Consider the following 12,920-nt stretch of genomic DNA (forward strand, 5'->3'; position numbering starts at 1 on the left):
ATCTCCTCCTCTAATTCATCAATCTCCGAACAGTATAAACATCTGGAATTTGCTTAATCTTATCCACCACACGCTGCAAATGAGCGATGTTATGGATTTGAAGAGTCAAGACTAGTGTTGCCATTTTGTTTTGATCCACTTTCGCGTTAACCCCATTAATATTCGACGTTAAGCTATTTACAACTTGTAAAATATCATTTAATAGCCCATTGCGATTGTAGCCGAATACTTCGATGTCCACATTGTAATCTGTTTTCGATTTTTCATCAGCATCTTCCCATTCCACATCAATCAAGCGATCTGTTTCCGTCAACTGAACGTTAGGACAATCTTTTCGGTGAATCGAAATGCCGCGGCCTTTTGTAATATAGCCAACAATTTGGTCACCAGGCACTGGATTACAACAACGCGATAACCGAATTAATAAATTCCCAACTCCTTGAACAACCACGCCAGCATTGTGTTTAATCTTGAGTTTTTCGTTGTTTTGTTCAGCTGAATTATTTTTCTGCTCCGCTTGCGTTAATAGTTTCTCGGTTTGTTCTTCTTGCTCACGCTCTTTTCGTTCTTTTTCAGTCAGTCGATTGGCCACTTGTAGAGCCGTGATGCCATTATAGCCAACTGCGGCAAATAAGTCGTCTTCTTGAGCAAAATTTAATTTGTCGATAACGCGTTTCATGTTTTCTTGCGTCATGATTTTCTTCGGTTCATAGTCCATTTGCCGAAGTTCCTTTTCAACCATGTCACGGCCTTTTTCAATATTCTCTTCTTTATCTTGTCGCTTAAAGAATTGACGAATTTTGTTTCGTGCTTGCGAAGTTTGGACGAGTTTCAACCAGTCCCGACTTGGTCCATATGAATGTTTGGATGTCAAAATATCAATAATATCGCCTGTTTTTAATTTATAATCAAGCGTCACGATTTTTCCATTGACTTTCGCACCAATGGTTTTATTCCCAATTTCTGTATGAATGCGATAAGCAAAGTCAAGTGGCACAGAGCCATTCGGAAGCTCAAACACATCCCCTTTTGGTGTGAAAACATAAACCACATCGGAAAACAAATCCAGTTTGAGCGACTCCATAAACTCTTCTGCATTATCAGATTCATTTTGATATTCGAGAATTTCACGGAACCATGTCATTTTATTATCGAAAGAAGTCTTCGAATTGACAACTTTTCCTTCTTTATAAGCCCAGTGTGCTGCAACCCCATATTCGGCAATTTGGTGCATTTCCTGCGTTCTAATTTGAACTTCAAGCGGTTCACCTTGAGGACCAATAACTGTCGTATGAAGCGATTGATACATGTTCGATTTTGGCATTGCGATGTAATCTTTGAAACGTCCCGGCATCGGTTTCCATCTCGTGTGAATCACACCAAGCACCGCATAGCAATCTTTGATGCTACTTACGAGTATTCGAACAGCTAATAAGTCATAGATTTCATTAAACTGCTTGTGTTGCTCTGACATTTTCTGGTAAATCGAATAGATATGCTTTGGACGACCTGAAATATCAGCTTCAATGTGAAGTTCTTTTAAATTTTCTTGCACCCCATCAATAACATCTTGCAAGTACTGCTCACGTTCACCGCGCTTTTGCTTCATCAAGTGAACAATACGGTAGTACTGTTGCGGATTTAAGTAGCGTAGCGCTGTATCTTCTAGTTCCCATTTTACACGACTAATACCTAGCCTGTGAGCAAGTGGTGCAAAAATTTCAAGTGTTTCTGTTGAAATTCGACGCTGCTTTTCGACCGGCAAATGTTTGAGCGTCCGCATGTTATGCAATCGATCCGCAAGTTTGATCAAAATGACTCGAATATCCTGTGCCATTGCAATAAACATTTTTCTGTGATTTTCTGCTTGTTGCTCTTCATGCGATTTATATTTGATTTTCCCAAGTTTAGTGACCCCGTCAACAAGCATCGCTACTTCTTCACCAAAAGCTTCCTGCAAGTCTTCAAGTGTCACTTCCGTATCTTCCACAACATCATGTAAAAAACCTGAAGCAACTGTTTGTGGATCCATGTGAAGTTCGACTAAAATGCCAGCGACTTGTATCGGATGAATAATATAAGGCTCTCCCGATTTACGAAATTGTTCACTATGTGCATCACGAGCAAATTTATAGGCTTTTTCAACTATAGCAAGGTGTTCCTTATTCATATAGTGAGAAGCCATTTCAATCACTTGTTCAGCCGTTAAATTTTGATCTTTCGCCATTTTTATCCACCCCTTTTGTTCAGCCAGAAAAGATTCTTGCTTTCATTATACACGACTAAATATTCTTTAGAAAGTAGTTTTAAAGTCCGATAAAGAAAAAACCACTTTCTAAGCGAAAATGGTTTTCTTTCTTTAAAAATCCATCAAAATTAAACGGTCATAACCATTTAATTTTTCATGTCCATGAAGTTCCGTTAATTCGATCAAGAAAGCACAACCAGCAACTACACCGCCAAGTTTTTCAACCAGTTTAATTGTTGCTTCAATTGTTCCCCCAGTTGCAAGTAAATCATCCGTGATAAGAACTCGTTGTCCTGGCTTGATCGCATCTTTATGCATCGTAAGCGTATTCGTTCCGTATTCAAGTGCATATTCCATTTCGATCGTTTCACGAGGTAATTTCCCTGGTTTTCTAACAGGGGCAAAACCAATCCCAAGCGCATAAGCAACTGGGCAACCGATGATAAAACCGCGCGCTTCTGGTCCGACGATCAAATCAACTTCTAATTTTTCCGCATAGTTGACGATTTGATCGGTTGCAAATTTATAAGCCTCCCCATCATTCATGAGCGGCGTAATATCTTTAAAGACGATGCCTTCTTTTGGCCAGTCTTCAACAATTGCCACATAATTTTTCAGTTCATTTAAGTCCATGTTTAGTTTCCTCCAAGTTTTAGAGCGATTACTCCATGATCCGCTTCATCCAGTTAAATAAATCCGAATAACTCGCATAAAGCAGTTTTTGTCGCGTTTCAAGTTCACGTTCTTTTTGTTGATATAATTTTGCTTCTTCTAAATTCCTTTTCCCTGCAGTCTCTTGAAGCGTAATCACATCACCTTCTATTTTAACAAAATCTAGCTCAAAAAACACGCCCGACATAAATTCAATTTGTTGTTTGCTCCAGCCAAATTTGCGTGACAATGCTTCTTCGTATTTGCTGAGCGAAAACGGTTGAAATTTTTTAATTAACCCATAAAGCGAGGCAAATGCTTTTCTATCCGGTAACCTGTCCATCTCATTATTTTCTCCAGAATGAAAGTGAAAATAAATTTTTTCCGGCTGAATTTCCTGTACCACGCGCTCAAGCTGCTCGACTTCTTGCGGGATGTCTGCAAAAATAATCTCTTCAGATTTAGGAAGTGAAGCCTCGCTAAGAGAATCACTAAATGCAATGACTGTTTCTTCTAGATTGTCTAGCGCTTCTTTACTAGATTCTTCAAAACAAATAAAAACACGTTTACTTTTTTTCTCACGAAGCAGTTGATTCCATTCCGTCCGATTACGAACATCAAACACTTGCCAGTGCGAAACTGAAAGATCAACGAGGCGCATCTGTGGCTTTCGAACATTGTTCCATTCATTGACCGAGAGTTCGCCCACAACATCCACTTCCGCTGCCGGAGAAAGCTCAGACACAAGGTGACCAATATTAAAGCCAACCGCATCAAGTAAAGCTTCATCTTTTTTCAAGAAAGTTTTAAGATGTGTCTTATCCGCCCCGATTTGTTTTGTTCCCTCAAGATGAACGCTAGCAAATTTGAAAAGCGGTTTAGGATTCCCCGTTCCAAATGGTGCCATTTGTTCCACCATTTGAATGAAAGATAAACTTGCGGTTTCAAGTGAAATCGTATCTTCAATCTGGAGTGCAGGCTTTAAGTCTTCTTGAGAAAGTTTTGCTGCTTGCCCTTCCATGTTTTCCGTAAACGCCTGAAGCGCATCCACGCGAATCGTAAGCCCCGCAGCCATTGGATGGCCACCGAAAGCTTCTAGTAACTCACGATTTTGATCGAGTTCTTGATACAGATGAAAAGCAGGGACACTTCGTCCTGAACCCTTAGCAAGGCCTGTCGCTTCATCAATTGCTAAGCAAATCGTCGGCCGGCCAAATTTCTCAACTAGACGCGAAGCCACAATGCCCAAAACACCTGCGTTCCAGTCAGAAGCTGCCACAATAATCATGCTCGGCATTTTTTCCATCTCTTCCACCATTTGAGAGGCCTGCTTCGTAATGTCAGCAACAAGCGTGCGGCGTTCTTTATTCGTCTCATCAATAAGTTGAGCAAGCTCTTCCGCTTCTTCATCTATATGCGCAAGAAGTAGTTCACAAGCAGGATCAGCGGCTCCAAGTCGTCCAACTGCATTTAGACGAGGCGCAAGCATAAAGCCAATCGTTTCTTCCGTCGCCTCATGTAACTTCGCACCCGCTTTCTTAGCAAGCACTTGTAAGCCAAGATTTGGTGTATTTCGAAGAACTTGAAGTCCTTTTTGAACGAGCAGCCGATTTTCATCTGTGAGCGAAACTAAATCCGCAACTGTCCCGACAGCAACAAGATCGAGCAATTCTTCGGGTTCCTCGCCAAGCAGTGCATGTGACAGTTTGTAGCTGACGCCAACCCCTGCAAGATCATGAAAAGGATATTCAGAAAGCGGATGACGTGGATGAATCACAGCAATTGCTTCTGGAAGTGTGTCTCGTTTTTCGTGGTGATCCGTTATAATAACATCCAAATCGATTTCTTTCGCAAATTCCATCACATCAAGCGCTGCAATTCCATTATCAACAGTGATTAAAAGATCATAGCCTTGGTTTTTAATCATTTGAAAAGCTTCTTTATTCGGTCCATATCCTTCCGTAAAGCGATTCGGAATATAAAAGTCTACCTGAGCACCGAGTTTTTCAAGTGAAGAAAATAAAACAGCAATACTTGTCACGCCATCTGCATCGTAATCACCGTAAATCATTATTTTTTCATTTTGCGCAATCGCTTTTTGAATTCGTTCAACCGCTTTATCCATCTCTTGAAGTAAAAATGGATCGTAAGCAGAAAACTTATCGGGATGAAAAAATTTATCTAATTGTCCTTTTGTGGTTACTTTTCGCTTTGAAAGCATTTCGGCAAGAACAGGTGAAACACCCAACTCTTCTGCAAGTGCGGCCGCTTTATCTTTCGCAATTTCTTCTGTTTTCCAAATGTATTTTGAATGAATCACAATCGTTCCACCTTTCAACCCTCCTATTATACCGAACTTTTCTGGATTTTTACAGTAGAACTTCTTTTAAAGACAAACAAAAAAACCAAACCCATTACAGGTTTGGCTTTTCGTTTGCTTCTTTTGTTTCTTTCTCACCAACATCAATCGTTGACTTCTTACCGTGCATTGCTTCAGCAGCTGCAAGCTTACGCGTTAACTCGGTTTTTTCTTCTTTCAGTTGTTTGATTTGTTTATTGCCACTTCTCACTTTAGCAATATTCAAGAAGAAAATAATCAAACAACCAATTAAAACCGATCCTAAAATTACTAAGACAAGAGGCCACTCAGCTTTTGCAAATAAAAAATTCACCTCAACCGAGTCTACATTGATCACCGCAAAAATAGCGATAAAAAGTACCAACAAAATTCCTAAAATGACCTGCCATTGATTCTTCATACAGCTCCATCCCCCAATTAAACAATAAATTTGAAAAGCGAAAGCCGAAAAAATTTTTTCGGCTTTTTACTTTACACTTATTCTATACCACAGGTTGACCTGGGTTACGCTTTTTCTTTTTCTTCACGTTTTGAATTGGACCTTTTTTATTCACTTGATGCGATTTAAACACATACCATAACTGCATCGCCATGAAAATAGATGAGAACACACTTGATACGAGTCCAACAAGAAGCGCGATTGAGAAGTTTAAAATTGATTCGCTTCCGAATAGAACTAAGGCAAGCACAGTGAAAACAACAGTCAAGATCGTATTGATTGACCGTGTAAAGGTTTGCCGTAATCCGTGATTCACCGCAAAAGCGACATCTTCTTTGGTCTTGTAGCGCTTCATTTTCTTACCAATATCCCGAATCCGGTCAGCGGTTACGATCGTATCATTAATCGAATACCCGATAACCGTAAGTACGGCAGCAATGAAGGTTAAATCTACCTCCAGTCTGAAAATGCTGAAGAAAATAAAGATCACGAAAGCATCAAATAGCAAGGAAAGAATCGCAGCAATCCCCATGTAGAATTCAAAGCGAATCGCAATGTAAATTACAATCAAGATTGAAGCAATCGCAAGGGCGTATAAGCCATTTTTCGCTAATTCTTTTCCAACAGTCGGCGTTACCGTACTGATGCTTGGCTCATGTTTATATTTATCATCAAAATGCGTCTTAAATTTAGCAATCTCAGATTGGCTTAAGGCACCTTTAAACGAAATCACAGCCGTTGTAGAATTTTTACCTTGGAAGACAATATCATCCGAAGGCATCTTAATTTCATTTAAGTCCTTCTTGATTTGTTGTTCCGTTAGTTTTGAGTTAGACGTTACTTCAGCACGCGTCCCACTCGCAAAATCAATACCAAGGTTCAATTTGAATACACTTAAAATGATAATGCCCGCAATCGTAATCGCTGCAAAAATACCAAGGAATACTCGGTGATTCTTGACAAAGTCGAAACGGTCGAAGTGTGTTTTCAAATCATACGTACTAATGCCATCATGTAAGTTATGAATATTTTTTGGATTTACCGTAAAGAGACGTGGTTTATTATTTAATACGTTGCTCTTCACAAGCAGTCCAAGTAAGACACGTGAACCCCAAACAGCAGTCAAGAAGCTAACAAGAATACTGATAATCAGTACAGTCGCAAATCCTTTGATCGAACTTGTTCCAAAGTAGAACAAGACAACTGCAACGAGTAGTGTCGAGATATTTCCGTCAAATATCGCACGGAAAGCTTCTTTTCCACCAATTTCAAAAGCCGCTTTCGTCGATCTCCCAACTTTAAGCTCTTCCTTAATCCGCTCGTAGGTAATAACGTTCGCGTCGACCGCCATCCCTATCCCGAGAATCAGCCCGGCAATACCCGGAAGCGTGAGCGTCGCATTTAAGAGCGCCAGAATTAAGAGTACGATATACGTATAAGCTGTTAATGTAATACAAGCGATAATACCAGGAATACGGTAAACAATTAGCATAAAGATAAAGATCGCAGCAACCCCAATGATTCCGGCAAGAATCGTTTGGTTAAGCGCATCTTGACCAAACTGAGCGCCGACAGAAGTCGAGTAAACTTCTTTCATTTTAACGGGTAGTGCCCCTGAATTTAGTAAGTTCGCTAAATCTTTAGCTTCTTTTGTTGTAAAGTTTCCTTCAATTTGTACATTATTATCATCAATCACTTTGCTGACATTTGGTGCGGACAAGTAAGCAGGATCTTTTTTCGTTTTTTCTTCTTCATACTTTTGCCCTTTTTTCCAGTCTAGCCAAATAACGAGTTGATTATTTGGTGCTTCACCTAAAATGTCTTTTGTTACTTTCGCAAATTTATCCGCGCTTTTTAGTTTTAAAGTAACAATCGGTTGGTTCGTATCTGTAAAGGCTTGTTTTGCTCCACCTGGAACAAGATCAGAACCATCAAGCATCAATTTGTCTTTCGCATCTCTAAACGATAGTTCCGCTGTTGTCGAAAGCATTTTTCTTGCTTGGTTTTGGTCTGTGACCCCCGCAAGCTGAACACGAATGCGGTTATTTCCTTCAATTGTGATGACCGGTTCAGCAACACCAATGCTATTAATCCGGCGATCGAGTGCACTTACAGTATCTGTAAGTGTGTCTTTTGTGATTTCACCTTTTCCGCTCGCAGGTTCAACTTGATATAAAACCTCAAATCCACCCTGGAGATCTAGTCCTAAATTAATTTTGTCGAGCACCATTTTCGTTGTTCCAATGACGACACCGAAAATAATGGCGACAATTAGGAAAAAGGTAATCAACTTGCTCTTTTTAACCATCTTTGCTTTTTTCCTCCCTCATCAAAACCACTAACACTGCACGCAGGCGATACTTACTTTTCTTTTGTTGAATCCTCTAATTTGTTTTCATCTTCTTGAGACAGTTCTTTAGATTCGTCTTCAACAGAAAAAGAATCTTGAACGGAATCCCGTTCTTCATGCGCTTCGGCTTCATTCGTATTGTGAAGAACTTCCTCTACAAGTGCTTGATCAAGTGTGTGCGTATTTTCTTCTGGTCTTTTTGATTCCTTTGATATAAATTCCATTAATTGTCCAATGTTCATTTGCATGATGTCATTTACACGCTCATGCAAATTTGGAGAAGGCTTCTCGATCCACTTCACATCGGTCAAGAAATTCCAAATATGCTCTGGCTTGATTTCTCGGTAACCAAGCAGATGAAAATCCTTAACTCTAATGGAGATGGCTGGCGTTAATAATTCATACCATTCTTCAAGTGATTTCATTTTACTCCCCTCCCACTTTACAATCAACTATCCTTATTCTATCTAAAACTTGGCTAAATGAAAAGCGGAAATACAAAAATACCACTAAATTGACACATTTAGATACAAAAAAACCGCTCCAAATGACTTGGGAGCGGTTGATTTTTTATTTATTTTCTTCTTTTGCATCTTCGGAATCTTCTTCTGTAGCTTTTGTTGCAGCAGGTTCCGCAGAAACTGTACTTCCTTTTTCAAGAACTGTACGGATTGCATTGCGATCAAATGTCAACTTGGCATTTCCACATTTTAAGACGATGATACTATCTTCAATTGCATCAACAATCCCATGCAAACCACCAATTGTAATAATTTTGTCTCCCTTAGCAAGACTGTTTTGCATATTTGTAACTTCTTTTTGACGCTTTTGTTGCGGTCTGATAAGTAAGAAGTAAAACAAAACAATCATCAAGATAATCGGAAGAAATGTTAATAAACCGTTCAAAGACTTTCAGCTCCTCTCAAGATATCCAAATAAATTTATTAAAAATTTTTCGCATTCGGACCATTAAATCCGTATTGCTCAAAAAATTCTTCACGAAATTCAAGTAATGCGTCTTCACGGATGGCATTTCGCACCTTTTCCATCAAGTTTAACAGAAAATAAAGATTATGATAAGTTGTAAGCCTTATTCCAAAGGTTTCATCACAACGAATCAAGTGACGAATGTAAGCCCGTGAATAATTACGACACGTGTAGCAATCACAATTTTCATCAAGTGGACCAAAATCATGTGCAAACTTGGCATTTTTGATTACTAGCCGGCCATTTGAAGTCATACAAGTTCCATTTCTAGCAATTCGTGTTGGTAAAACACAATCAAACATATCAATCCCACGAATCACACCATCAATAAGCGAATCCGGAGACCCCACTCCCATCAAGTAACGAGGCTTCCCGCTTGGAAGTAGTGGTGTCGTGTATTCCAAAACTTGGTTCATCACGTCTTTTGGTTCGCCAACAGACAGTCCGCCAATTGAGTATCCAGGAAAATCAAGCGATACTAAATCTTTCGCACTTTGTGTCCGCAAGTCCTCATATGCCCCACCTTGAACAATTCCAAAAAGCCCTTGCACATCCGGTTTCATATGCGCCTTCAGACCACGTTCAGCCCATCTTGATGTTCTTTCAACAGAACGCTTCATGTATTCATGTGTCGCTGGATACGGTGGACACTCATCAAAACTCATCATAATGTCCGCGCCGAGCGAATTCTGAATTTGAATCGCTTTTTCTGGAGATAAAAATAACTTGTCCCCGTTAAGATGATTTCTGAAATGCACGCCTTCTTCTTTAATATCGCGCATATCACTTAAACTAAAGACTTGAAAACCACCAGAATCTGTTAAAATCGGCTGATCCCAGTTCATAAATCGGTGCAAACCGCCCGCTTCCTCAACAAGCTTTTCACCTGGGCGAAGCCAGAGGTGATAGGTATTGCTTAAAATCACACCTGCGCCCATTTGTTTAAGCTCTTCTGGTGACATCGTTTTGACCGTAGCTTGCGTCCCAACAGGCATAAACATTGGCGTTTCAAACGTGCCGTGCGGCGTGTGTAGTTTTCCTAAACGCGCACCCGTTTTCTTATCTGTTTTTATTAGTTCATAAGAAATTGCAGCCATTTCAAACCTCTTTCTGTTTTACTCTACTGAATAGCATAACGAAAAAAAAGAGAGAACTCAAGCCTTTTCAGAAAAAAAGTCCTCTTTTCTCTCGATTAGTGAATAAACATCGCATCTCCAAAACTAAAGAAGCGATATTCTTCACGTACCGCATGTGCATAAGCGTGTAAAATAATGTCTCGCGATGCCAGTGCAGAAACAAGCATGATTAAAGTAGATTTAGGCAAATGGAAGTTCGTGATCAAAGCATCCACCGCTTTAAAAGTATAACCAGGCGAAATAAAAATATCCGTCCAACCCGCATCTGCTTGAATACGTCCATCAAATTTCGTCGCAATCGTTTCTAGTGTGCGAATCGAAGTCGTTCCCACTGCAACGATTTTTCCACCGTTTTGTTTCACGTCATTTAAAACGACAGCCGTTTCTTCTGTCAAACGGTAGAATTCCGAGTGCATCTTGTGGTTTTCCGTATCTTCAACATCCACTGGACGAAATGTCCCGAGTCCAACGTGCAGCGTTAAAAAGCAGACCTTCACACCTTTTGCTTTTATTTCATCTAGCAGTTCTTCCGTAAAATGAAGGCCTGCTGTCGGCGCAGCTGCTGAGCCATTTTCCTTTGCGTAAACCGTTTGATAGCGATCCCCATCTTCAAGTTGTTCCTTGATATAAGGGGGAAGTGGCATTTCACCAAGCTGTTCTAAAATCTCATAAAAAATCCCTTGATAATGGAACTCTAAAATGCGTCCACCGTGTTCCAGTTCTTCCAGACAAACCGCTTCAAGTTCGCCGTCACCAAACTTAATTTTCGCACCCTTTCGAATTCGTTTAGCAGGTTTTACGAGCGTTTCCCAAGTATTTCCTTCTTGTTGTTTTAAAAGAAGCACTTCAATATGTGCGCCTGTTTCTTCTTTTATCCCGTGAAGTCGTGCCGGTAAAACTCTGGTATCATTTAATACCAGCGCGTCACCAGCGTGTAGTTCAGAAACAATGGATTTAAACGTATCATCTTTTAATTCGCCTGTTTGTTTATCAACAAGCATCAAACGACTTGCCGTCCGGTCAAGAAGCGGCGTTTGCGCAATCAATTCCTCAGGTAAGTCAAAATCGAAATCTTCAACTCTCATTTATTCAGCACCCTTTTCTTCAATTCCTAAATGTTCATAAGCAAGCGATGTTGCCAATCTTCCTCGTGGCGTACGCTGTAAAAAACCGATTTGAAGTAAGTAAGGTTCATGCATATCTTCAATCGTTTCTCGTTCTTCGCCAATACTTGCAGAAATCGTATCAAGCCCAACAGGCCCCCCACGAAAAGAACGAATAATCGTTTCAAGCAGCCTCTGATCAATCGTATCAAGCCCTCTTGGATCCACCCTAAGAAGCGTTAAAGCTTCCTCCGCAATCGAAAAATCAACCAATCCATTACCTTTTACTTGGGCAAAATCTCGGACGCGCTTTAGCAGCCTGTTAGCAATACGCGGGGTTCCACGTGAACGCCTTGCAATTTCAAGCGCACCGCCATGATTAATCTCGGTCGATAAAATCTTGGCTGTTCGCGTGACAATATCCTCTAGCTGATTTTCTGTATAAAATTCCAGATGGTCCACTACGCCGAAACGATCACGAAGAGGCGCAGAAAGCTGACCAGCGCGTGTTGTAGCACCAATCAGTGTAAAGGGAGGCAAGTCGAGCCGAACAGACTTCGCCGTGGGTCCCGTCCCGATCACAATATCCAAACAATAATCTTCCATCGCCGGATAAAGAATCTCTTCCACTGCCTTTGAGAGCCGGTGGATTTCATCAATAAACAAAACATCTCCCGGTTCAAGCGCCGTTAAAATCGTCGCGAGGTCTCCTGGTCTTTCAATCGCTGGACCACTAGTCGTTCTGATATTCGTTCCAAGTTCATTAGCAATCACCATCGCAAGAGTCGTTTTTCCAAGTCCAGGAGGTCCATAAAGAAGCACATGATCCAAAGCTTCTTCACGCTGCCTTGCCGCTTCGATAAAAATCTCCAAGTTTTGTTTTACTTTATCCTGACCAATATATTCAGCAAGAAGTTGTGGTCTGAGGCTCGTTTCAAACGAAATCTCTTCCTGATTCACATTTTCTGAAGAAACAATCCGATCTTCCACGCTTTAACCTCCTAACTCGTCATCAAGCGCAGCGCAAGCTTAATCGCTTCATCGCTTGAAAGTTTTTCTTCTTTTAGTTTCGGCAATACTTTTTTCAGTTCCCGGTCGCTATAGCCAAGTGCTTGAAGCGCAAGCAAAGCTTCCTCAAGTGCTGGAGGGAGTCCATCTGTTAGTTCTTGCTTCACGGGTTCAACCTGAATTTCATTTACCGCTACATCCCCTAATTTTCCTTTTAAATCCAGAATAATTTGTCTTGCCGTTTTTTTACCGACACTTGGAAATTTTGTAAGGAAAACATCATCTTCCGCTTCGATCGCAGAAATAAGCTTAGCCGCATCACCCGAAGCAATAATCGCAAGCGCACTTTTAGGACCAATGCCAGAAACGCTTAATAGTTTCTTAAATAAAAAACGTTCTTCAAGCGTTTTAAAACCAAATAACGTCAGACTATCTTCCCGTACATTTTGATACAAATAAACCTTCGTTTCCTTTCCTTCAAGCGCTGAAAAAGAAAACGGATTACCCGTTATGATGCTGTAGCCGATCTGACCCGCTTCCACAACAATATACTCAGGCGTAACCGCCGTAATGATTCCCTTAATATAATCGTACACAATCTTTCGTCCCTTCTAAAGTACCGTTAACAACAATAATAGC

The 12,920-nt window shown here is 40.5% G+C and carries 10 protein-coding genes and 1 pseudogene; all 11 read right to left on the reverse strand.

Annotated features, from left to right (window positions below; all coding sequences use genetic code 11):
* Nucleotides 1–10 precede the first annotated feature (10 nt).
* Nucleotides 11–2,227: a RelA/SpoT family protein gene (locus UR08_RS04980; RefSeq protein WP_115752540.1), complete on the reverse strand. Its 2,217-nt coding sequence runs from the start codon at nucleotides 2,225–2,227 to the stop codon at nucleotides 11–13.
* Between the two features lie 132 nt (nucleotides 2,228–2,359).
* Nucleotides 2,360–2,881: an adenine phosphoribosyltransferase gene (locus UR08_RS04985; protein WP_115752541.1), complete on the reverse strand. Its 522-nt coding sequence runs from the start codon at nucleotides 2,879–2,881 to the stop codon at nucleotides 2,360–2,362.
* Between the two features lie 28 nt (nucleotides 2,882–2,909).
* A complete protein-coding gene (gene recJ, locus UR08_RS04990; protein ID WP_115752726.1) occupies nucleotides 2,910–5,219 on the reverse strand; it encodes a single-stranded-DNA-specific exonuclease RecJ in 2,310 nt (769 codons plus the stop codon).
* A 94-nt stretch (nucleotides 5,220–5,313) separates the two neighbouring features.
* The gene (locus UR08_RS04995; protein WP_115752542.1) at nucleotides 5,314–5,658 is read right to left on the reverse strand and encodes a LapA family protein; all 345 of its coding nucleotides are present in this window, start codon (nucleotides 5,656–5,658) and stop codon (nucleotides 5,314–5,316) included.
* Between the two features lie 82 nt (nucleotides 5,659–5,740).
* On the reverse strand, nucleotides 5,741–8,005 hold the full coding sequence (gene secDF, locus UR08_RS05000) for a protein translocase subunit SecDF (RefSeq protein ID WP_115752543.1): 2,265 nt from the start codon (nucleotides 8,003–8,005) through the stop codon (nucleotides 5,741–5,743).
* Nucleotides 8,006–8,223: 218 nt separating this feature from the next.
* Nucleotides 8,224–8,472 (reverse strand): annotated as a pseudogene (locus UR08_RS13085) (post-transcriptional regulator); the annotation flags it as partial.
* Between the two features lie 145 nt (nucleotides 8,473–8,617).
* On the reverse strand, nucleotides 8,618–8,953 hold the full coding sequence (yajC, locus tag UR08_RS05010) for a preprotein translocase subunit YajC (RefSeq protein ID WP_115752545.1): 336 nt from the start codon (nucleotides 8,951–8,953) through the stop codon (nucleotides 8,618–8,620).
* 38 nt (nucleotides 8,954–8,991) lie between these two features.
* Nucleotides 8,992–10,131 carry a tRNA guanosine(34) transglycosylase Tgt gene (gene tgt, locus UR08_RS05015; protein ID WP_115752546.1) on the reverse strand — a complete coding sequence of 380 codons (1,140 nt, stop codon included), beginning with the start codon at nucleotides 10,129–10,131 and terminating at the stop codon, nucleotides 8,992–8,994.
* Nucleotides 10,132–10,226: 95 nt separating this feature from the next.
* Nucleotides 10,227–11,255, reverse strand: a complete 1,029-nt coding sequence (queA, locus tag UR08_RS05020) for a tRNA preQ1(34) S-adenosylmethionine ribosyltransferase-isomerase QueA (RefSeq protein WP_115752547.1) — start codon at nucleotides 11,253–11,255, stop codon at nucleotides 10,227–10,229.
* Complete coding sequence (ruvB, locus tag UR08_RS05025) at nucleotides 11,256–12,263, reverse strand: Holliday junction branch migration DNA helicase RuvB (protein WP_115752548.1); 1,008 nt, start codon at nucleotides 12,261–12,263, stop codon at nucleotides 11,256–11,258.
* An 11-nt stretch (nucleotides 12,264–12,274) separates the two neighbouring features.
* On the reverse strand, nucleotides 12,275–12,877 hold the full coding sequence (gene ruvA / locus UR08_RS05030; RefSeq protein WP_115752549.1) for a Holliday junction branch migration protein RuvA: 603 nt from the start codon (nucleotides 12,875–12,877) through the stop codon (nucleotides 12,275–12,277).
* Between the last annotated feature and the right edge of the window lie 43 nt (nucleotides 12,878–12,920).

Origin of the sequence: Listeria kieliensis (assembly GCF_003369925.1) — a bacterium.
Lineage (GTDB): Bacteria > Bacillota > Bacilli > Lactobacillales > Listeriaceae > Listeria > Listeria kieliensis_A.

Coding starts and splice junctions, on each gene's coding strand:
- UR08_RS04980 (WP_115752540.1), bottom strand. CDS start 2,227: ATGGCGAAAGATCAAAATTTAACGGCTGAACAAGTGATTGAAATGGCT.
- UR08_RS04985 (WP_115752541.1), bottom strand. CDS start 2,881: ATGGACTTAAATGAACTGAAAAATTATGTGGCAATTGTTGAAGACTGG.
- UR08_RS04995 (WP_115752542.1), bottom strand. CDS start 5,658: ATGAAGAATCAATGGCAGGTCATTTTAGGAATTTTGTTGGTACTTTTT.
- secDF (WP_115752543.1), bottom strand. CDS start 8,005: ATGGTTAAAAAGAGCAAGTTGATTACCTTTTTCCTAATTGTCGCCATT.
- tgt (WP_115752546.1), bottom strand. CDS start 10,131: ATGGCTGCAATTTCTTATGAACTAATAAAAACAGATAAGAAAACGGGT.
- queA (WP_115752547.1), bottom strand. CDS start 11,255: ATGAGAGTTGAAGATTTCGATTTTGACTTACCTGAGGAATTGATTGCG.